Annotated in this window: 19 protein-coding genes and 4 pseudogenes; 18 read left to right on the forward strand and 5 right to left on the reverse strand. The window is 41.1% G+C overall.

Features of this window, described 5'->3' with window-relative positions:
- Positions 1–269 (forward strand): annotated as a pseudogene (locus ACWJAF_RS12550) (PTS sucrose transporter subunit IIABC); the annotation flags it as partial.
- Positions 270–323: 54 nt separating this feature from the next.
- Here the strand turns inward: ACWJAF_RS12550 and ACWJAF_RS12555 are convergent.
- On the reverse strand, positions 324–1,181 hold the full coding sequence (locus ACWJAF_RS12555) for an AraC family transcriptional regulator (RefSeq protein ID WP_448864359.1): 858 nt from the start codon (positions 1,179–1,181) through the stop codon (positions 324–326).
- Positions 1,182–1,335: 154 nt separating this feature from the next.
- Between ACWJAF_RS12555 and ACWJAF_RS12560 the strand changes: the two genes are divergently transcribed.
- From ACWJAF_RS12560 to ACWJAF_RS12580, 5 genes and pseudogenes are all read left to right on the forward strand, one after another.
- Entirely contained in the window at positions 1,336–1,533 is a 198-nt protein-coding gene (locus ACWJAF_RS12560; RefSeq protein ID WP_448864361.1) for a hypothetical protein, read from the forward strand.
- A 320-nt stretch (positions 1,534–1,853) separates the two neighbouring features.
- Entirely contained in the window at positions 1,854–2,471 is a 618-nt protein-coding gene (locus ACWJAF_RS12565) for a hypothetical protein (RefSeq protein ID WP_448864363.1), read from the forward strand.
- 14 nt (positions 2,472–2,485) lie between these two features.
- Positions 2,486–2,656: a hypothetical protein gene (locus tag ACWJAF_RS12570; protein ID WP_448864365.1), complete on the forward strand. Its 171-nt coding sequence runs from the start codon at positions 2,486–2,488 to the stop codon at positions 2,654–2,656.
- Between the two features lie 241 nt (positions 2,657–2,897).
- Positions 2,898–3,367 (forward strand): annotated as a pseudogene (gene tnpA, locus ACWJAF_RS12575) (IS200/IS605 family transposase).
- Between the two features lie 298 nt (positions 3,368–3,665).
- Positions 3,666–3,797 carry a hypothetical protein gene (locus ACWJAF_RS12580; protein ID WP_448864367.1) on the forward strand — a complete coding sequence of 44 codons (132 nt, stop codon included), beginning with the start codon at positions 3,666–3,668 and terminating at the stop codon, positions 3,795–3,797.
- Between the two features lie 160 nt (positions 3,798–3,957).
- On the opposite strand, the gene ACWJAF_RS12585 is transcribed toward ACWJAF_RS12580, so the two are convergent.
- Entirely contained in the window at positions 3,958–4,959 is a 1,002-nt protein-coding gene (locus ACWJAF_RS12585) for a linear amide C-N hydrolase (protein WP_448864369.1), read from the reverse strand.
- Positions 4,960–5,222: 263 nt separating this feature from the next.
- Entirely contained in the window at positions 5,223–6,494 is a 1,272-nt protein-coding gene (locus ACWJAF_RS12590; RefSeq protein ID WP_448864371.1) for a helix-turn-helix domain-containing protein, read from the reverse strand.
- Positions 6,495–6,808: 314 nt separating this feature from the next.
- Between ACWJAF_RS12590 and ACWJAF_RS12595 the strand changes: the two genes are divergently transcribed.
- Positions 6,809–6,985: a hypothetical protein gene (locus tag ACWJAF_RS12595; protein WP_448864373.1), complete on the forward strand. Its 177-nt coding sequence runs from the start codon at positions 6,809–6,811 to the stop codon at positions 6,983–6,985.
- A gap of 246 nt (positions 6,986–7,231) precedes the next feature.
- Here ACWJAF_RS12595 and ACWJAF_RS12600 read toward each other — a convergent pair whose 3' ends face one another.
- Positions 7,232–7,963, reverse strand: coding sequence for an AraC family transcriptional regulator (locus ACWJAF_RS12600; RefSeq protein ID WP_448864375.1), 732 nt, complete (start codon positions 7,961–7,963; stop codon positions 7,232–7,234).
- A 502-nt stretch (positions 7,964–8,465) separates the two neighbouring features.
- Here ACWJAF_RS12600 and ACWJAF_RS12605 point away from each other — a divergent pair.
- The 4 genes and pseudogenes from ACWJAF_RS12605 (at position 8,466) to ACWJAF_RS12620 (ending at position 13,836) form a co-directional block, all read left to right on the forward strand.
- Positions 8,466–9,836 (forward strand): annotated as a pseudogene (locus ACWJAF_RS12605) (MFS transporter).
- A gap of 13 nt (positions 9,837–9,849) precedes the next feature.
- Positions 9,850–11,016, forward strand: coding sequence for a glycoside hydrolase family 5 protein (locus ACWJAF_RS12610; RefSeq protein WP_448864376.1), 1,167 nt, complete (start codon positions 9,850–9,852; stop codon positions 11,014–11,016).
- Positions 11,017–11,056: 40 nt separating this feature from the next.
- Positions 11,057–12,760, forward strand: a complete 1,704-nt coding sequence (locus ACWJAF_RS12615; RefSeq protein ID WP_448864377.1) for a glycoside hydrolase family 43 protein — start codon at positions 11,057–11,059, stop codon at positions 12,758–12,760.
- Between the two features lie 275 nt (positions 12,761–13,035).
- Entirely contained in the window at positions 13,036–13,836 is an 801-nt protein-coding gene (locus ACWJAF_RS12620) for an MBL fold metallo-hydrolase (RefSeq protein WP_448864379.1), read from the forward strand.
- Between the two features lie 126 nt (positions 13,837–13,962).
- Here the strand turns inward: ACWJAF_RS12620 and ACWJAF_RS12625 are convergent, their stop codons facing one another.
- Positions 13,963–14,874 (reverse strand): hypothetical protein, encoded by a 912-nt coding sequence (locus tag ACWJAF_RS12625; protein ID WP_448864381.1) that lies wholly within the window; start codon positions 14,872–14,874, stop codon positions 13,963–13,965.
- A 222-nt stretch (positions 14,875–15,096) separates the two neighbouring features.
- Between ACWJAF_RS12625 and ACWJAF_RS12630 the strand changes: the two genes are divergently transcribed.
- The 7 genes and pseudogenes from ACWJAF_RS12630 to ACWJAF_RS12660 all read left to right on the forward strand — a co-directional run bounded on the left by ACWJAF_RS12630 (position 15,097) and on the right by ACWJAF_RS12660 (position 22,392).
- Positions 15,097–15,375, forward strand: a complete 279-nt coding sequence (locus tag ACWJAF_RS12630) for a helix-turn-helix domain-containing protein (protein ID WP_448864383.1) — start codon at positions 15,097–15,099, stop codon at positions 15,373–15,375.
- Entirely contained in the window at positions 15,362–15,775 is a 414-nt protein-coding gene (locus ACWJAF_RS12635; RefSeq protein WP_448864385.1) for a HipA N-terminal domain-containing protein, read from the forward strand. Before ACWJAF_RS12630 ends, ACWJAF_RS12635 begins: the two co-directional genes overlap by 14 nt.
- Before the next feature lie 115 nt (positions 15,776–15,890).
- Positions 15,891–16,424, forward strand: coding sequence for a helix-turn-helix domain-containing protein (locus tag ACWJAF_RS12640; RefSeq protein WP_296092482.1), 534 nt, complete (start codon positions 15,891–15,893; stop codon positions 16,422–16,424).
- A 168-nt stretch (positions 16,425–16,592) separates the two neighbouring features.
- Positions 16,593–17,678, forward strand: a pseudogene (locus tag ACWJAF_RS12645) (ABC transporter ATP-binding protein); the annotation flags it as partial.
- Positions 17,679–18,171: 493 nt separating this feature from the next.
- Positions 18,172–19,008, forward strand: coding sequence for an ABC transporter permease (locus tag ACWJAF_RS12650; RefSeq protein ID WP_296030267.1), 837 nt, complete (start codon positions 18,172–18,174; stop codon positions 19,006–19,008).
- A gap of 5 nt (positions 19,009–19,013) precedes the next feature.
- Positions 19,014–20,909 carry an extracellular solute-binding protein gene (locus tag ACWJAF_RS12655; RefSeq protein WP_448864387.1) on the forward strand — a complete coding sequence of 632 codons (1,896 nt, stop codon included), beginning with the start codon at positions 19,014–19,016 and terminating at the stop codon, positions 20,907–20,909.
- Between the two features lie 199 nt (positions 20,910–21,108).
- A complete protein-coding gene (locus tag ACWJAF_RS12660) occupies positions 21,109–22,392 on the forward strand; it encodes an RHS repeat domain-containing protein (RefSeq protein WP_448864389.1) in 1,284 nt (427 codons plus the stop codon).
- Positions 22,393–22,463 lie beyond the last annotated feature (71 nt).

Below are 22,463 nucleotides of genomic sequence, written 5' to 3' on the forward strand. Positions count from 1 at the left end.
TTGGTATTACAGAACCAGCAATGTTCGGAGTCAACTTGAAGATGAAATATCCATTCTATGCAGCAATGTTCGGTTCTGCTGTAGGATGTGCTTATGTGACACTGACAAATGTTCAGAATATCTCCCCAGGAGCAGCAGGAATCATCGGATTCGTATGCATCAAGTCCGGCGGGATGCTGAATTATATGATCGGAATTCTGATCTCACTTGTTGTTGGATTTGCAGTGACAATGGCATTGTCCAAGCATCCGAAGTTTAAAGAAGTGTAAGCCATTGGGCCATTGGGGACGGGGAAAACGGATTTTTCCCCGTCCCTGCTGGCTTTATGAAGTGGTATTTTCTGCATAGTTGTTACGTGCCTGACGAGGTGTCAGTCCGTAGATTTCTTTGAAGAGCCGATTAAAAATTGTCTGATTGCTAAAACCGCTTTTGTTCATTACTTCAGAGATTGACATATCTGTATTCATAAGGAGACGTCCCGCATGAGAAATCCGTACCTCATTCAGGTAGCGGAGGAACGTAATACCCATATGTTTTTTGAAGAAACGGCAGAAATATTCTCTGCTGAATCCAACCTGATCTGCTACTTCTTCGAGCGAAAGTTTCTCGGTATAATGTTCATTTACATACGAGATGATTTCCCGCAGAGTATCATTAGACTGGCTGGTTCCGATAGTTACTCCCGGAAGTGAGTACACAGAAAAATAACGAATCAAATCTGCAAGCATCAGCAATGCCGTGCCGTCCGAACGCATGGCACTGGTGCTTTCGTTTTCTACATTCATACGTGTCAAATCATGTGCAAGCTGGCAGATGTGGATGTACTGGGTGGATTTCGGATCATCCAGAGGGACCGGGCGGCACTTTATATGATATAGTTCCAGGTCGGGACAGTAGACAGAGAGCCGCTTCTTGTCAACGTGGATACAAAGAAACATATACAGATTAGAATCTGAATGTATGGAATGTACCTCTTTGGAATCAAAAACAATCAGTTGATTACGTTGAAGCATAAGGTGTTCGTGTTCGACATGAATGCGGACGGATCCGTTCAGGCAGAATAAGATCTCCATGGCTTCGTGCCAGTGCGCCGGAATATGTGTGTTTTCAAGTGCTGCCATAGATACCTGTATTCCAAGATTGCCAAGTGGATGGAGTGCTTCGTGATATGCTTTTGCCATAATATCCTCCTTTATATGAACAGTAAATGTCAATATCGTCTTAAAATAAGATAATTATAGCACTGGTTTGAAAGTGAAAACAAGGCTAAAATACAAGATGTAAACGGAAAACAAAGATAACTAATATATAGATAATAAAAAAGGAGAGGTCAATATGAGTACAGTAGCAATTAAAAATACAATGGTAATGAATAACACTGAGAAAAAGGTCAGCTTGGCAGAGCGTTTTAAAAAATATGTCCTGGATAATGCAGAGTATTTTGCGGCGGCTTCTGCAGTGATGTCTGGAAATGGTTATGCAGCAGGACAGATCATGAGAGATGCAAGACGTGTTGCGGCTGCTAACAGATAAGAAGAATTTGTAAGAAATCGCAGATTAAGAATCTGAGATAATGAAATAATGATTATCAAGAGTAAGACATCAGGTGAATTATATAAATGATAAATAAAGGATTGCGTCAATTATAAGCTGGACGTGGTCCTTTATTTTTGTTAATGATATTTACTTATAAATATTAAAATATTACAATATTGACATTTAACATTTGCAAAGTTAAAATCAAATAAAATAAGTTAAAAGGGGAAAAATAAATTTATAAATATAGTGAAAAACAATATTAGTTAAGGATAGCCAAAGAGAAATCTGATAAAATATGAGTAGGTGATTGAAGCGTGAATAGTTTAAATGATTTGAAAATGGCAAAGAAATGTAATCATAAAATAGTGATTACGGATGAAGCAATAAGCAAAGTACCAAGAATACAGTACAAAGAAATAGCGGAAGAAGAATATGATAATATTCAAGAATTAGCAAAACAAGTACTAAAAATAGCTAAAGATGAAAATGATTCAAATGAAGTTGCTATTACGTATAGCCTTGATAATATTAAACTTATAGAGAAAGGTGAACGATATATAGGAGTTTCATTAGGAGCAGAGCATAATGTTGATCCATTAAGTAATTCTACAGCGTATCATTTGATTTATTCATCGAGAGATTGTGTAGTAATAGTATTACATAATCATCCATCGTTGTCAGCACTTTCATTAGCAGACATACAGTTTTTACTGAGATATGAAAGCGTAAAAATGATGGTGGTTGTTACAAATTTGGGAAATATATCATATTTAGTAAAGACCATGAAATATAATTATGAAAAAGCGGTTATGTTATTTAATGACGCTGTAGACTGGAATAATGCAGCGAAAAACATAAAAGATTTACAAAAGGCGGCTGATAATTTTCTGAAAAACTGCTATAATGTAGGTATCAAATATGAGAAGAGATAGGAGGTGTCTGTATTATGAAAGAAGATCATGTTGTATTAAGTGAAAGACCAGAAGATCTACAGAAAGCTGTAGAATGGGGGCGTGAACAAAAACAAAAAATCTTAAATGATAAGGGAAACCGTATAGCAGATTCGCTTATGGAAAAAATGACACCTTTGATTTTAAAGAATAGTATGAAAAAATAATATGAACTAAAAGGGAATCCACATACAAAGTATTCGTGTGTGGATTCCTTTTTGTTGTTAGGGCAAGGCCCTGTTTTCCAAAGTTCCGTTTTTCGTTGATCCGAAAAACGGAACTTTGGAAAACAAATAAACCACCTGCTGTGCGGGTGGTTGAAGTTGCTTCAGCTTACAGTATAAAACCTCCAGTGCTATAATAATGTTAGGTTCGCCAACCGCATTATTTAACAAAGGAGGTATCCATATGGATAGTAATAGTTTATCACATACGAAATGGAATTGTAAGTATCATATCGTTTTTGCACCAAAATACAGAAGAAAAGTAGCATATGGAAAGATTAAGCAAGATATTGCAAATATATTAAGTATGCTATGCAAAAGAAAAGGTGTAAAAATTGTAGAAGCAGAAATATGTCCAGATCACGTGCATATGTTGGTTGAAATTCCACCAAGCATAAGCGTATCGTATTTTGTCGGATATCTAAAAGGTAAGAGTACATTAATGATATTCGAACGCCATGCAATTTGAAGTACAAATACGGAAATAGACATTTCTGGTGCAGGGGATATTATGTAGATACGGTAGGAAAAAATGCGAAGAAAATACAGGAATATATAGCAAATCAGTTACAGAGTGATTTGGAATATGATCAAATGACACTGAAAGAGTATATTGACCCGTTCACGGGTGAGCCAGTAAAACGTAACAAATAAAGATAAGCCCGAAAGGGCTTAGTGAGTAAATGATGTTGCGGTTGGCGAATCTATTTCGATGAGTCTTTAGACTCCAATGCCGGTAACAGACCCTTATAGGGTCAAAGCAAACCACCGGCTAAGCCGGTGGTTGTGATTAACTATCGGAAATTGTTGAAAATCACCATAAATGCATTGTAAAAGATACACAAAAAGGCAATGCGAATATTGTAAGAATCGCCGAACAGTGGTAATATGTGACTGGAAAAAGTAGATGTGATTATGAAAGGACATCAGTATACCACTGACAGGGGATAATATGAATACAACAAAGAAAAGTTTAAAAGACAAAATCTGGGATTATCTGATTAAGAATGTTAATTACATTGCACCGGGAATCTTAATGCTTGGTGGAAGTATATATTATCCTGGAAATTATAGAAGACAGTAATTATAGAAAAGTAAGAGCCGGCAGGGACATGAAAAAGTGAATTTTTCATATCCTTGCCGGTTTATTTTTATATTCATTTAATATCAAATGCTTCTACCTGATCCCACTTCCGACGTATCGCAATTTTGGCATTCTTTTTGGTATTATTATAGACGATAGATCACTGCGTATTGCTTGTAACATTTTCCGGATTCGGGTCCTGTGATGAAGCCTTAAGTGCTTCCCAGGCAGTTTTTTCTGTCTGGTTGTCTGCTGATGCATCCAGCACTTCTACAATACGGTCATAACGTTCTTTCCCATGTCCGTAGATTCCATTCTTCTGATCCGGTTCCACACGTTCTATATATGCTCCGTAAAAGTTAGTGATTGCATCGATTTTCGTAACGATCATATCGCGATTTTCATTTTCACAATCGTATTCAACAACACAGCCATCACCGGATGCATCCGTGATATAAAAATGATAATCCCTGCCACTCGTTGCAAACATATCATAGTTATCCAGTAATGCAACTGCTTCTTCCGTTGTTGCCGCCTGATCTAAGACGAGTCTTATTGCTAAAGTTGTTCCGATAACCTCTTTTCCTCTGTTCTGAAAAACCGGCTCGCTGTCAAGCGTAAGGACTGCTATGGAGACACCCTTTTCGTTGATTCCATCCAGACATATGAAAGGTGCAGTGATACACGCCAGTTTTTTCTTCATGCTTTCATCCGGCTGATTTGCCTGGAGATTATCAAGTGCAGTGAATCCAATAGATTCATATCCGTCTTTTGGTTTGCAATGGACCATCATTGCAGAGGTGTCATTTTTAAAATCATAATTCCGTCCCATCCGGACAGTTCCATCAGACTCTTTTGCGGTAAATGCACTACATCCAAAATCCGGAACCTTAATATGTACCGGAAGATACGGAAGTGATTCTGAGATAATTGCATCGATAAAGGACTGATTATCTTTGATGCCGTAATTCAGGACATCTCGTAAACTGTAATCGTATTTGATATCTATTTTGTACAAGTTATAATCGTCATAAGATGTCAGTTTTTCAATGCTGTTAGCAGTTGCCAGTCTCTTATAATATATTTTCAAAACTCCCCCAATGAAAATAATGATGATTCCAAGCAAAATTCCGATTATCCATTTTATGCTCTTTTTCTTCATAATGTGATTCCTCCTTTCTATATAAGTATATTTTCTTCGCTTATCAGACATTTTCTCTTGTTTTTGATCTTTACATCAGCGGATAAAATGTCTTTTGGTTTCTTTTATTGTATCAATAAATATCCTTATTCCACATCGTCCGTTTTCGTAAAAAAATGGACATTTTCAACTTAGAAAATGCCCATTTTTTGATGTTCTGTTTGCAATTTTGCAATTGCTTATATCAGAGTATGCCTGAAAAAATTATTCCTGCAAGCTACATGTTATCGCAACATGTAAGCGGTCAATTGCTTGCGGTTATCTATATTCAGTTTATTATAAATCGTTGTGAGATACTGCTTAATTGTCCGCGGGGTTACGCCCATATATTCCGCTATTTCTACATTTGTCCAGCCTCTGTTTGCAAGCATCGCAATTGTAAATTCCATCGTGGTCAGATTGTCTGCCACATCTTCTTTTGTTTCAGGGTTATGAATCCGCCGCCAGCCATAACTGAAGCGGTATGTGATTGCTATGATCCGTTCGTAATCTTCCGGATACTCTTCTTTCATACATGTCTCGATCAGGCCCTGTAACAATCCGTGATGCTCGCCAAGTGCTTCGATCAGGTCATCGGGGCGGGCAATCTCCCATGCATTCATAAAGTATGTTCTGGCCATTTCCCGGTCTTCCAGATTCATGGCATCCATTGCGGCGATCAGATTCAGATAGATCATCGCGATTGGATATATTTCCCCGGAAAGTATGGTGCAAGTCTGCACGATTCCCAATGATCTGGCATATTCCTTATTCAGATATGCCTCATGTGCAAGTACGTAACATCCCCACATCTGCATGCCTTGCGGAAGATAAGTAAGGTACTGTGTCAGCGGAGGAGTATCTCCCAGCGGCAGGTGTAATAACGTCTGTGCCGCTGTTGATGCGAAGACCAACATTGCAGTCTCTTTTTTATCCGTGCTTTCTGTAAATGCTGTCGTCAGACTGCTTTTTAGCTTCTCCAGGCCAAATCTTGCCGATACAATACGGTTCAAAGACAGATTGGCAAATGTATAGATCAGACATGCAGATAACTTCAGCATCTTATCCGGATGTTCCAGATATAATTCCGTCAGCTTAACAGCCTTTTCATGCTGGCCGCTGAAATAATAATATTCGGCGTATGCCATCTTCCTCGTATCCTCACCCTGAAGTGATTCAATAAAATCCATGCAGCCTCCGATGGGAAATGCTGTACTCATCAGAAGCATCGGAATGTGTGAGATATCTTGTGCGTGTATATCACCCGGCAGCTTGTCTGGGACTTCGTTCTGTAATTCGGGGGCATCTTGTAGTCCAAGGAGATAATCAGAAGTAACACCGAATTCCCGGGCGATCTTCCCAAGTAATTCATGACTGATCGTCTGGGTTTTGCCATTTAGAAAACGGCTGATCTGTGAAGAGGATATGTCCAGACGATCTGCCAGATCTTTGTAAGAAAGATTGTGCGTTTTACATAAATATTTGATTTTTTCTTTTATGGTTGAGTTTTTATTCATATGTGAGATCACGGCCTTTTATCGTATGTGTTGTTTGGTGTTGGAAGAAGCTGTCAGCAGCGGTGGCAGCTTCTGGAAAACTTATTATAAGATATAATTTATCACAAAATCGACAGGGAGTAAATTGAGGCCACAGGGGACACTGAAAAAACCGAAAATTAATGTCCACGTGGCTTATATGCTTGAATTTCAATGTGTCAAACTCCCGGGAGAAATCGAATATTTCCCATGGCATGTAGATTGCAGGAAGAAGCGGCTGCACTCTTGACGAACTTGATGCATATCTCGATGAAGTCATTGGCGAAGTGTAATATATGGCAGATAACAAAAGATATAAAGTTATTGTTTCCGACAGGGCAAAAAGAATGTTGGGAACACATATCCGCTTTATGGCGCAGGCCAACAAACAGGCGGCGGTAGCAAAAAAAGAAAGAGATTATGACTGCTATGTGTTCTCTTTCTCAGGTGCCGCAACGTTTTCCTTTTTTTGAGGGGCTGTATATCACGCCGAATAAATATCACAAGTTGTTTATTGAAAAGTGGTATCTTGTTCTTTACCAAATCCAAGACGATACTGTATATGTGGAATATATTCTTGATTGCCGTAAGGATTACAGTTGGCTTGTCAGGTGATGAAAAAATTATATAAATAATAGTCTACAGAAATTACAATTAAAACAGGGGCATGGGTTCATTGCATCAATTTCACGGTCGCAACGAATCCATGCCCCTGTGGGTTATTCCCGCATCTTCCGCACTTCCGTAGGAGTAGCGCCGAAGTGTTCGGAAAACATCCGGCGGAATAACTTGTAATTCGTAAACCCATGTCTTTCCAGTATATCTTTGATCGAATCATCGGTCGCAATAATATCCTGATAAATATAAGAAAGTCGTAATTCATTCTGATATTCTAAAAACGTAATTCCCATACATTTTTTGAAAAAACGGCAGAAATATCCGGACTGCAGGTAGGCAACTCCGGCGATTTCTTCAATACTGATATGCCGGCGGTAATTCTGGTTAATATAATTCAGAATGGTGTCAAGTCTTACGCGGTCCTTGTCGCGCTGGGACTGGTTGCTGTGGACCACACGGATACAAAAATTGTGAAAAAGCTGGAACAGGATTTCAAACAGCAGGCTGTTAAAACGCAGGATGAATCCTTCCGGGCGGATGTCGTTGACAATCTGCATCTGTGTCAGTGTATCTTTGAAAATGTCTAACTTGGTGCGCCGGATATCGCTGCCTTCCGGGTTATCCAGATTGAATACCAGCTGTTCGGCATCCGGCAGATACAGAGACAGGAATGAAAGTGGTATCTGGAAAAGAATTGCCTTGTTCGGTGCAGTACATTTTGTTGAATGGATGATATCAGCGTTGATGAGGACGCATTCTCCGGCGTGGTATTCGCGGACGGATGATTCTATCGTGACGGTAAGGCTGCCCTCTAATAAGTAGATGATCTCCACGGCGTGATGCAGATGGGCGGGAACATAACTTCCGGGATCAATGGAGGTACGGAAGTGGACACCGGTAGATTCCAGGGTGGAGATGACTTCGTAGGAGAAGGTGGAGTCATCTGGAGAGTCAGAAGTTGAAGTTTTCTTTTTGGGTGTAAACCGGAGGTGTGTGGAACTAAGCTTTGGCATAGATTTAAGGTCTCCTTTCAGATAATATTGTAAAAAAGTAATAGATTATATAAGCAGCAGGTCTTTATGGATACCAAAGTATGCAAGAGAAGCTGAGGGTGACAGGTTTTTTTATATTCTCTGGCAGGCTGCGGGATCTGCAGATATGAGTGTAGTATAACATAAGAAACATAAAAAGAGAATATCGACCTATATTTTGCATACGATAAGACCTATCCGGCATATATCGCATATGGTACTATAATAGCGTAAACAAAAGGTTGTTCAGTGCGCAAAGAACAAAACGTATATAGTAAGTCTATTATGAAAGAGGAAAGATACGATGGAATCAAAGAACAAATTGACCTTTTCAAAAGTATTTGAAAGATTCTCCTATGGATGTGGGGATTTCGGATGTAACATTATTTATACTGCTATGTCAGCATTCTTACTGTTCTACTATACGGACTATGCGAAAGTAAGTGCACTGGCAGTCGGAACAATTATGATGGTATCACGAATTTTTGACGGTGTCAGTGACATCATCATGGGTATGATCGTTGACCGTACAAAGTCAAAATTCGGTAAAGCAAGACCTTGGATCTTACGGATGTGTATCCCGTTTGCAATTTCGGGAATCCTGCTCTTCTCAGTACCGACAAGCTGGGCAGCAACTCCGAAACTTGTGTATGTATTCATTACATATAACCTGGTATCCACAGTCATTTATACAGCAATCAATGTGCCATATTCCGCACTGAATGCGCTGATGACACAGGATCCGTATGAAAGATCTGTATTGAGTATTTTCAGAAATCTGTTAGCAACAGCAGGAACATTAACAATCAATACATTTACATTACCACTGGTTGAAAAATTCGGTAACAACGCATCTGCATAGACAAAGACATTCTGCGTATTCGGACTGGTAGCGGTTGTGGCATTCCTTTTTAACTTCTTCGGAACAAAAGAAAGAGTAAAACCGGCATCTGCAGGCGAAGACGGAAAAGCAGAAGATGTACCATTCAAAGAAGGCATCAAGGCATTATTCAAGAACAAATACTGGATTATGATGACAGGTATGCTTGCATTATTTTTCCTGATGTATTCGGTAAATGGCGGGGCAACTGTGTATTATGCAAAAGACATTTTAGGTGATAAAAACCTTGTATCAACAATCAACGGAATCTTCAATATCGTACAGATTCTTGGAATGTTCTTCATCGCAATGCTGGTAAAACGCCTCGGAAAGAGAAATGTATTCTCCATCGGTCTGGTACTGGATATTGTGGGAATGTTACTTCTTAATTTTGCCGGTGGTTCCATGGCCGGAATCGTAGTATCCAGTGTGATCCGTGGTATTGGTAATGCATGCGGCGGTGCAACCATGTGGGCAATGGTATCTGATACGATCGACTATGGTGAGTGGAAAACCGGATACCGTACCGAAGGGTTGGTAAACAGTGCATGCAGTTTTGGATATAAGATTGGAAATGGTATCGGATCTGCACTTCTTGGTATGATTCTGGAAGTCGGCGGATATGTAGGAGATGCAGCAGTGCAGTCAGCATCTGCACTCCGTTCGATCGAGATCTGCTTCGTGTGGATTCCGATCGCAGTGTATGCATGCGGTCTGATTATTATGAAATTCTGGAAACTGGATAAAGAGTTCCCACAGATCATTGCAGATTTGAAAGCACGTCAGGCAAAGTAGGAGGAAATGAATCATGAAAGTAAAAGGAGTCAATCTTGGAAACTGGCTGGTACTGGAAAAATGGATGAGCCCGGCATTATTCGATGGGACGACAGCGGAAGATGAATACTATCTGCCAAGACAGCTTTCAAAAGAAGTATATGAAGCAAGGATCAAGATCCATCGTTCCGAATACATTACAGAGCGTGATTTTGTAACGATCAAATCCATGGGAATGGAGGCTGTCAGAATTCCGGTTCCGTATTTTATCTTTGGAGACAGAGAACCATTTATTGGATGTATCGAAGAATTAGACAAGGCATTTAACTGGGCGGAAGCGTATGGTTTGCAGGTATTGATCGATCTTCACACGGCTCCTCTCAGTCAGAATGGATTCGACAACGGAGGCATCAGCGGGGTGTGCAAATGGGCACAGAACCCGGAAGAAGTAGAATTCGTCCTGACCGTTCTGGAACGTCTGGCTAAGCGCTACGGAACAAGAAAAGGCTTATGGGGCATCGAGATCATTAATGAGCCGGTCACAGAAAATATGTGGAAGATCATGAATGTGCCGGAGAGATATCCGGCAGTCGATCCGGAACTGGCAGAAGGTTCCGGACCTGTGACACTTGATTTCTTAAAAAAGTTCTACAAAGAAGCATACGACAGAATCCGCGCATATATGCCGGAGGAAAAATATGTAGTCATCCATGACGGATTTGAACTGAAAGCATGGAAAGATTACATGCAGGAAGAAAAGTATAAGAATGTTGTTCTGGATACGCATCAGTATCTGATGGTCGCAGAGTCGAATGGATGCGAGCAGACGGTGGAAGGATATACGACATATATCAAAGAACATTTCAAAAAAGACATCGAAGAAATGGAAAACTATTTCCCTGTAATCTGTGGTGAATGGTGTCTGTTCAATTCGCTGGCATGCGGATGGGATACCAAGGGCGGACAGTCAGTACTTAACGGACTGGACGGAGAAGTGGAAAGTGCTGTAACAGCGGAAGAAAAGAAGAAGATTTATCAGGCAGTGGCTGAGGCACAGCTTGCGGCATGGAATGCAGGAAGCGGATATTTCTACTGGAGCTATAAGCTTCTGACAGATACGATCAATACGAAGGGCTGGACCGGCTGGGACAGCTGGGATCTTGGAAGATGTGTGGACTTTGGATGGTTTCCGAGAGTGTAATTGAAGGCTTGGAATAATAGATTGAAGATGGAAAAGAGAAATGAAATGCCAGTCTATTGATGCGACGGCAGCTTGTCATAGAGGAGGAAAAGTCATGATTCATAACCCGATTTTTAAAGGATTCAACCCGGACCCGAGCATTTGCAGAAAAGGGGACGATTATTATATAGCAGTATCAACATTTGAATGGATGCCGGGAATTCCGGTGTATCATTCGAAAGATATGAAGAACTGGGAACTGTATACACACGTGCTGACAGACGATGAGCAAGTGGACCTTAAGAAGCTTCCGTCAGCAAAAGGAATCTGGGCACCATGCCTGACGTACTGTGAGCAGGAAGACTTGTTCTATGTAGTGTATGGTGTGATGAATTCCATGAATGCAAGATATTTTGACGTGGACAACTATGTGATCACGGCAAAAGACATCCGCGGACCATGGAGTGATCCGGTGTATCTGCATTCGGCAGGATTTGACGCATCGATACTTCATGATGATGATGGAAGAAAATGGGTGGTTTCTCTTGAGTGGGAGACACGTGAAGGATATGAAAAACCAGGTGCGATCTGCATGGTAGAATATTCTCCTGAAAAAAAAGAAGTCATCGGCTATCCAAAGCGTATCTGGAACGGCGGTACGGACCGTGGATGTATCGAGGCACCGCACCTGACGAAACGTAATGGCTATTATTACATCATGTGCGCAGAAGGTGGAACTGGTTATAACCACTGCGTTACAATGGGACGTTCCAAAAATGTATGGGGACCGTATGAAGGCGACCCGACCAACCCGATCGTGACAAGTGTACCGGGCGTATCTTATGAGCGTCAGGATCCGGATCATCTGAAACCGAAATATTACAATCCGGACAGTGTGCTTCAGAAATCCGGACATGGAAGTTATGTAGCGACTCCGCTTGGAGAAGTATATCTTGTACATCTGTGTGCCAGACCATTTGCACCGGAACTTCGTTGTACATTAGGCCGCGAGACTGCGATCCAGAAGATGAAATGGACAGATGACGGATGGCTCCGTATGTATGATGATGATAATCTTGCAAAAGAATATGTGGAAGAAAGTAAACTTCCGGAATATCCGGTTCCACAGATTCCTGACTTTGATGATTTTGACGGTGAGGAACTTGGTAACTGGTATTATGCACCAAGAATCATGCCACAGAGATTTGCCGATGTGAAGGCTCGTCCGGGTTATGTCCGAATCCGTGGACAGGAGTCCAGAACATCACTTAATAAAGTCAGTATCCTTGCAAGAAAGCTTACAAGTGTCTACGCAAGAGTGACGACCAAGATGGAATTCAAGCCGGAAGTACACCAGCACAGCGCAGGTCTTATCATGTACTACGACAACATGAACTACATCAACCTACGGAAATATTACAGCCAGACACTGGGACAGAGCGCACTTTCCATCATCCACTTGGAAAATGGAACCAAGACCGAGCTTCTGAACACCAGAATCCCGGTAGAGGATGTGCCGATTTATTTACGTCTGAATATCGAAGGAAGAAAATCATGGTTCGAGTGGAGCTATGACGGAGAGCAGTATGTGAAGATTGGCGGACCATTTGATACAACGAAATTCTCAGATGAGTATTGCAAGTACGGGGAGTTCACAGGAACATTCGTGGGACTGACCTGTGCGGACAGAGTGCTGCATAAGCATTATGCGGACTTTGATTTCTTTGAGTATGTTGCGGATGAAGAAAAAGGAATGCCAAGATAGGCCAATGGGGACGGGGAAAATGGAATTTTCCCCGTCCCTGCTGGCTCATTTTTGTATCGCCATACGTTCGTAAGGTGATCGTGTATGACCTTGGAGAGGATTTTGGAGATATTATCAGGGAGATAGAAAATATTTAGTATATTTATATTATAAAAAGAAAAAATGAATATTATTTCAAAATCCAGTACATAACCAGTCGGAAAAAGTATGCTATACTGCTGATAGATGTACTGAAAAAGACAGTACGAAAACCAGAGATGAAATGGAGACGGATTATGAAATTAACAATATTAGGAACCGGAAATGCAACCGTAAGCGAATGTTACAATACCTGCTATGCGATCAGCGATGAGGGAAAACATTTCCTCGTAGATGCAGGTGGCGGGAACCGTATTCTGAAGGTGTTAAAAGACACAGGAATCGATATGAATGATATTCACGACATCTTCGTTACACATGAACATGTAGACCACGTACTTGGAATCATCTGGCTGGTGCGCATGATCGGGCAGAGAATGAATCAGGGAAAATATGAAGGCGACCTTCGCATCTACTGCCATGAGGAACTGGCAGAGAAGATCCAGGCAATTGCCAATATGACAATCCAACAGAAAGTCTGTAAGCATATGGGTGAGAGAATCCAGTTTGATGTCGTAAAAGACGGAGACAGCAGAAACATCCTTGGGTGTCCTGTGACATTCTTCGACATTGCTTCGACAAAGGCGAAACAGTTCGGATTCACCATGCAGCTTAAGAGCGGTAAGAAATTCACCTGCGTCGGTGATGAGCCATATAATGAGGTGAATTATAAATATGTGAAAGACAGTGACTGGCTGCTTCATGAGGCATTCTGCCTGTTCGGTGAGGCAGATAAGTTCAAGCCGTATGAGAAGCATCACAGCACAGTAAAAGAAGCATGTCAGCTTGCAGAAGAACTTGGCGTGCCGAATCTCTTACTGTATCACACAGAGGAGACCCACCTGGCTGAGCGAAAGAAGCTGTATACAGAGGAAGGACAGCAGTATTATCATGGTAATCTGTATGTGCCGGATGATCTGGAGACGTTTGAGATATAGAAGAAGTAGAGATAATAAATATTGCTTAGAACATAGAAAAACCTGCCATTGGCAGGTTTTTCAGTTCTATTTCTTTATTTTTTGTTGTATTTGCGGAATACTAAAAGATAAATATACGTCCCTGATTTAGAAAAGATCCAACATATTATCAAGATAAATCTCTTCACGAACACGCAGTTGATATTCTGGCTTAGTCATATAATAAAGCAAAAATTCAAGAATCAGTGCACTTCCAAGCCCCCGTCCCTCAATCTTAAAATTAGAAAATCCCATCGGCATGTAAATGTTCTGTATATCTTCAATGCTTATAAATCCGGGATTCTCCATCGCCTTAGAAAACCGGTAGCCTTCGTTTCCATCCGGTGAAGCACAGTGATATTCCAGGGCAGGTTCGCCGAGGTTCTTACGGCTGACGGATTCGTAACAAGTCTTTCTGTCCTTACAACCGAACCAGCAGCATTCGTTGCATAGAAATTCCACTTTATCTTTCTGGTGTTGCGACATCCGATCTAATTTATCAAACATTTTATTTAACCGGAAATCCGGTACAACATAGCGGAATTCTTCGCGTTTTACTTCATTTAGAAAATCCTGAAAATCTGTCAGAACTTTTGTGGTAGAAGAGATAAGATAGAGATCAGGATAGTTTTCTGTCAGATAGTTTAATAAAAGATCTGAATGGACGATCACACCGTTTTGTGTGTTCTGTGTCTGGGCGGACTCAAACATTTTACAAAGATCGTTACATTTCTTATCTGCAAGATGTTCTTTCTGTAACAGGGAATTACTAAATGTCAGCCGGACCGAGATACCATATTCCCACATCAGATCAAGCACATCTTCAGGATCAGAATATCCAAACGAAGTACGTCCACCGCCCCAGAGACAGTCCGAAGGCGCACCATAGATTGATCCAATCTCGCACCAGTCATAAAAGTACTCCCTGTGTTTCCGGAATAATGGAAGAAATACACGGTACAATTCGTAAAATTCGAAGAGTCCTGGGAGGTGGTAATAAGATTTATGTATTTTGTTCATATATTTACCTCTACAAAAATTTCTGAAATTAATGATAGCACAAAGTTATTGTTTGCAGGTGGGAAAATATGAAAATTACATATAATACAAAGGAGTATTGTATAGCTATTTTTCATTGTTATCACAAAAGAAAAATGATATTATTATAGATAATATAATATCTATAATGTGTAAAATAACGGTAAAATGGATAAAATATTATCTATAATGAGAGGCATATATATGAAACAATTTGTATGGGAAACAGCAGAAAAAATAGATCAGAAACTTGCGAAAAGAATACGGAATATTAGAAAAAGACGTTCTATTTCACAGGAAAAATTAGCAGCTATGTGTAATGTAAGTTATGGTTCGATCAAAAGATTTGAAACCACAGGAAAGATATCATTATTATCATTGACTAAAATTGCAATGGCATTAGATTGCGCAGATGAGATAAGAAATATGTTCACAGAGGTTCCGTATAAGGATATTCAGGAGGTTATCAATGAAACGAGATAATTCATTACAAGTGTTCTACAATGAAAAGTTAGTAGGAACACTTGCAGTGACAGCCAGACACAAGGTAGCATTTCAATATAGTAAAGAGTGGATTGAAAATGGTTTTCCAATAAGTCCATTTTCATTACCATTAAAAGAAGAGGTGTATATTCCAACAAAGGATTATTTTCAAGGGTTGTTTGGAGTATTTGCAGACAGTCTTCCGGATAACTGGGGAAAGTTATTATTGAACTGTCTATTAAGATCGCACAAAATAAATGCAGATGAGATTACTGTGCTGGACTGTTTGGCAATTGTTGGAAGATCGGGAATGGGGGCCGGTATTCCAAAAGAGAAATGTGTGGAAATTATGGAAATGATTGAAAGTACAGTGAAGGAAATGTTGGGAAGGTATTTATAGTTTTACATGCATTTCACTTGCAATATCTATAGACACGTGTATAATAAATTTTGTTCGGTATTTTTGAAAAAAAAGTATAGTAATAGAAAACTTTTGGACATATGGAGGTGAAAGTGTGGATATCGGAAAAAAGCTCCGGGAGCTTAGAAAGCAGAATGATCTGACACTGGAAGATCTGGCTTCGAGAAGTGAGCTTACGAAGGGATTTTTATCACAGGTGGAGCGTAATCTGACAGCACCAAGTATTGCGACACTTGAGGATATTCTGGAGGCACTTGGAAGTAACCTGTCGGAATTCTTTCACGAAGAGGAAGAAACACAGATTGTATTCGGAGCGGATGATTTCTTCGTGGATGAGAAAGAAGACTATCAGGTAGAATGGATCATTCCAAATGCACAGAAGAATCAGATGGAGCCAATCCTTATGACGCTCTATCCGCATAAGAAAAGTCATGTCCAGACGTCGTATACCGGCGAAGAATTTGGCTATGTGCTGAAAGGAAATATTACAATCGTGTGCGGCAGTAAAAAATATAAAGTAAAAGCACATGAGACGTTTTACATGGACGGGGCGAAGAGCCACTATCTTTATAATCATGGGAACAGTCCAGCGAAGATACTGTGGATTACAACGCCGCCGATATTTTAACAAAAATTATAGGGGACAATATATAGAAGATTCTATTGGCGGTTTCTATCGCCATGCGTTCGGAGGAAGCTGCCAGTGGCAGGTTCCGTAGATTGCAAAAGCCAGAAGGGACACCAAAAAAGCCACAAATACCTGTCCCCATGGCACAAATAGGGAAGGGAGAGGACAATGGAAGAAAAAAAGTTAATAGAGTTTCGCAATATTGTGAAAAGCTTTGATTCGCAGGTTGTGCTAAAAGGTATCAACCTGGATATATATGAAAATGAATTCGTAACCCTGTTAGGACCAAGTGGATGTGGTAAGACCACACTGCTCCGGATCCTCGGAGGGTTCCTGGATGCAGATGAAGGAAAGGTAATTTTCGATAATGAAGACATTACCAACAAACCGCCATACGAGCGTGAACTGAACACCGTATTTCAGAAATATGCATTATTCCCGCATCTGAGTGTATATGAGAATATCGCATTCGGATTAAAACTGAAAAAGATGAGCAAAGACATCATCGACCAGAAGGTCATGAAGATGTTAAAACTGATCGGCCTGGAAGGTTATGAAGATAAGAATACAACACTTCTGTCCGGTGGTCAGCAGCAGCGGGTAGCAATCGCAAGAGCACTGGTAAATGAACCGAAGGTCCTTCTTCTTGATGAGCCTCTGGCAGCACTTGATTTAAAACTCCGTAAGGAAATGCAGTATGAGCTGAAGCGTATCCAGCAGGAGGTCGGTATTACATTCATCTTCGTAACACATGACCAGGAAGAAGCACTTACGATGTCGGATAAGATCGTAGTTATGCAAAAAGGTGAGATCCTTCAGATTGGTTCCCCGCAGGAAATCTATAACGAGCCAACGAACCGGTTTGTTGCAAACTTCATCGGAGAGAGCAACATCATCTCCGGAAGAATGATCGAAGATTATAAAGTCCGTTTCGATGATATTACATTCGACTGCGTCGATCATGGATTCAAGGAAAATGAACCGGTAGACGTCGTGATCCGTCCGGAGGATATCGATATCGTGGATGTAAAAGACGGCAAGATGACAGGAGAGGTATTAAGCGTCCTGTTCAAAGGTGTACACTATGAGATCATGGTTGAGACCGTACCGGGAACAAGTGTTACTGTCAACATGCGTGTCATCCGCAACCATGACGTGACAAGCGAAGATGGAAAAGAGAAGATCAGCGCCAATAACTTCTATGTAGACGTAGAAGATGTGGCAAATCTGGATGATAAAGAGATCGTAGCATTATCCAATGCTCAGGCATGGGAGCCGGAAAGTGATGAATACATTTCCATTGCAAATATTGAGTACGAGCTGGAAGAAAAAGAAGGCCAGTATCCGGTTACATTCAGCACAGCGAACGGAACCAGCATCGAGAGAACCATCTTCGTAGTCAACCAGCCATTCGTTAAGAATGAAAAGGCAAATGAAGGTGTTATGGCGTTCAACTTCTTCAAGACGGTAGACGAGATCACAGAATCTCAGGCACTGGATACAGATCTTAAGACATGGGCGAACGCTCAGGGATGGAAACTTACGGACGAAGATCAGAGTGTAGACATCAGCGTAGACTATGACTTTGATCCGGAAGAAGTAACAGAAGGCGTGTATGAGATTACATTTTCAACCACAGGACGTGAGTTCAAGATTCATACAACGGATTATTCGGAGGAAGGACAGGAGGTCGGCCTGACATTCTTCCCGGAAGATATCCACGTGATGCCGAAGGTGGTATTCTAAGATGAAGAAATTTTCACAGTTAGCATTCCCGTATATCGTGTGGGCGGTACTGATGTTAGTATTCCCGATGGTTCTGATCGCACTTTATTCTGTGACAGATCAGGGAAACAGCATCTTATCCTTTACATTTACACTGGAACATTATGTCAAATTTTTTACCGACCCGGATTTCTTGTTAATCCTTTGGCGTTCCATTGTGATTGCGGTGAAGACAACGATCATCTGTCTGTTACTTGGCTATCCGATCGCATATTATATTGCACGCAGTGAGCAGAAGAAGCAGAATGCACTGATCCTTGCAATTACGATCCCGATGTGGATCAATATGCTTGTAAGAACGTATGCATGGATCGGTCTGTTAAGTGACGGCGGCCTGATCCAGAGAATCTTACATCTGGTTGGACTTGGAAAAGGATCCCTTCTCTATACAGAAGGGGCAGTACTTCTTGGTATGGTATATAACTTCCTGCCATTTATGATCCTGCAGATCCAGACGGCACTTAGTAAGATGGATCATTCACTTCTGGAAGCAAGTGCGGATCTTGGAGCAAGTCCGGCGCAGACATTCCGCCGGGTGACATTGCCGCTGTCTGTGCCGGGAATCATCAACGGAATCACACTGGTATTCCTTCCGGCAGTCAGCTCATTCTTCATACCAAAGCTCCTTGGCGGTGGTCAGTATTTCCTCATCGGAAATATGATCGAGAACCAGTTCATTACGGTTGGAGAGTGGAACTTCGGAAGTGCCATATCCATGATCATGGCGGTCATTATGATGGTGCTTATGATGGTAGTACGTAAGATAGAGATTCGTAATCAGGGTGGAAAGGAGGAATAATCGTTATGAATAATAAGGGAAAACGTCCAATTGGGAAAATCCTTATGATACTGGCGGTTGTGTTCTTCTATGTTCCAATCCTGTACATGATTATATTTTCCTTTAATGATGGAAAATCCCTGACAAGCTTTACGGGATTTTCACTGCGCTGGTATAAGCATATGCTGGAGTCAGCAGATATGATGGATGCGCTGTCGACGACATTTAGTATCGCGCTGCTTGCGACATTTATCTCAACAGTAGCGGGAACGATCGCGGCGATCGGTGTCAGCAAGTCGAAAAAGTTGGTACGTGATCTGATGGAACAGGCGAATAACCTGCCGATCATGAACCCGGAGATCGTAACGGCGATTGGATTCATGCTGTTATTCATCACATTCCATGTAGAAAAAGGGTATGTGACCATGCTTCTGGCACATATCGCATTCTGTATCCCTTATGTGATGTTATCGGTCATGCCGAAGATCAAGTCGCTGGACCCGAACCTTGCGGATGCGGCGATGGACTTAGGAGCAACACCATGGCAGGCACTTACCAAAGTTGTCGTGCCGCAGATCACACCGGGCATCGTAGCCGGGGCGCTGATCGCATTTACCATGTCGGTGGATGATTTTATCATCTCTTACTTTGTAACCGGCCGCGGCGTGAAGAACTTAAGTATCATGGTGTATACGATGAGTAAACGTGTCAACCCAAGTATCAATGCGATCTCGACATTGGTGGTTCTTATCATTACGATTGTACTGCTGGTCATCAACGTGGCACCGGTGCTTTTCGCAAAGCGTGCGAAGAGAGGAAGCATCGGGAAGAGACATGTGCTGGCACCTGCGGTTGCAGTTGCGTGTGCACTGGCACTGGTTGCCGGAGTGGTGACATATAATCATCAGAAAGAACCGCTTCCATATGAAGGACAGACACTCCGTATCTATAACTGGGGTGAATATGTGGGTGAAAATATCATCCAGGACTTCCAGAAAGAGACAGGAGCAACCGTACTTCTGGAGAACTTTGATTCAAATGAACAAATGTATATCAAGGTTGCCAACGGCGAAGCCTATGATATTCTGGTACCAAGTGACTATATGATCCAGAGACTCATTTCCGAAGATTATCTGCAGAAGTTAGATAAATCAAAACTTGACTGCATGGATAAGTTAAATGATGCAGTAAAAGGACTTCCGTATGATCCGAAGAATGAATATTCCGTTCCGTACTTCTGGGGAACGGTTGGAATCATGTACGATAAGACGAAGGTGGACGTAAAGGATCTGGAAAAAGAGGGATATAACATTTTCCTGGATCAGAAATATAAAGGCGATATCTACCTGTATGATTCAGAGCGTGATTCATTCATGATGGCATTAAAAGCGCTTGGATATTCGATGAATACGACAAATGAAAGTGAGATCCAGGAGGCATATAACTGGCTGGTACAGTGTGTACAGACCATGAAGCCGGAGATCGTAACCGATGAGATCATCGACAACATGGCACAGGGAAGAAAGGCGCTTGGTCTGATCTATTCCGGAGATGCAACGTATGTTATAAATGAGAATGAAAATATGGGATACTACCTGCCGGAAGGCGGAACCAACCTCTGGTCTGATTCTATGGTTATCCCGAAGAATGCGAAGAATCCGGAACTTGCGCATGCATTCATCAATTACGCAAGTGATTATGACGGAGCATATGATAACTCAAGCTATGTAGGATATACATCGGCCAATAAGAAGGTTATGGAAGACCTGTACGGCAAGGGCGGAGAGTTCGAAGGAATCGACGCATACATGCCAAGAACAGATAATAAGAATGATGAAGTCTTCGAGTATAACGAGGAGACGAAGAAAGAGATCAGTAATCTGTGGAGTAAGGTGAAGATTGCTGCTAGTAATACGAATTAGTTGGCGAATAAGTAAGAAGGGACGAAGGTTTGAAAAGACTTTCGTTCCTTTTTTTCGTGCCAAAGTATAAGAAAAGCTGCCGGTGGCCGGTTCGCTATATTCGTAAGAGATGGAGCGCTGTATAAAGATATGCTGTATAAAAATACATCTTAACAGAACGTATGTTCTGATATATAACGAACATATAATCAGAGTATGTATGAAAAATATTTCTGCAATCTATATATCCCACTTTACGATATATTTTGCAGAAAATATTTTTCAGGCACACTCTAAAGAAGGAAGTATACGTACTTATGAATACGATGCCGGCGGCAACCTGCTAAAATATAAGAAGTACACCGTAAAAGATGGAAAACAGACACTGGTACTGACCGACAGCTACGCATACGGCAACACATGGAAAGACCAGATGACATCTTATAACGGAAGTACAGTTACCTACGATGATATGGGAAATCCACTGACTTACCTTGGCATGAAACTGAGCTGGGAAAAAGGAAGAGAACTGGTACAGGTAGAAAAAGATGGCAATATAACTAGATATGTATATGATAGTGACGGACGAAGAATCCAGAAGATTGGAAAAGACGGAACTACACACTACTATTTGAACGGAAGCGCAGTCATCGCACAGAAGACAGATGCCGGAGAACGTATGGACTTCCTGTACGATGATAAAGGAAACGTATTCGCTGTAGACTATAAAGACAAGCTCTACTTCTACCAGACCAACCTGCAGGGAGATATCACAGGAATCGTTGACAGTAACGGAAACCAGGTAGTAACATATACCTATGACAGCTGGGGAAAACTACTGGCATCCACAGACAATTCAGGAGTAGACCTGGCGAAGAAGAACCCGTTCCGCTATAGAGGATACTACTATGATGTAGAGACAGGATTCTATTATCTGAATGACAGGTATTATGATCCGAAGGTACGTCGATTTGTAAATGCAGATAATATTGACACATTATCTGTAAAAAAAGATTTTCATGATAAAAATCTGTATGGGTATTGTGATAATAATCCGGTTGTAAGAGTTGATGTTGAAGGTGAGATTTGGGTAGCTGCAATTGCTGTTGGTGTTGGAACGCAGTATGTAGGGGATATTTTAGAAAATATTAAAGATGGAAAGCATGGTATTAATATTTTCAGACCTTCTTCCACTATTGGAGATTATGTTTCAGCAGGAATAACAGCTTTAATTCCGGGGAGTGGAATCGGAGCCGTTATTGCTCGAAGTGTTGTAGGTGAAGTGGCAAATCAAGGGACAAATTATGTGGTTTCAACTGTGAGAACGAGAGAAGTAAAAAAACCTAAAATTAATTGGAAAGAATCGGTTAAAAGTATTGGAAAATCAGTTGCTTATGACGTTGTTAGTGATAAAGCAACAGCTGGTATAATGAAAAAAATATACAAAATGGTCCTATGTCAAGATTTAGTACAAGTTAAAATGAGAAATTTCTCCTCATTTTAACCTGCCAGAAGCTCAGGCTCAGTGTTTGTTCTTTCATACACTCGTTCGAATTCGTTTGGCGACATATAGTT

The organism is Dorea sp., assembly GCF_977044405.1.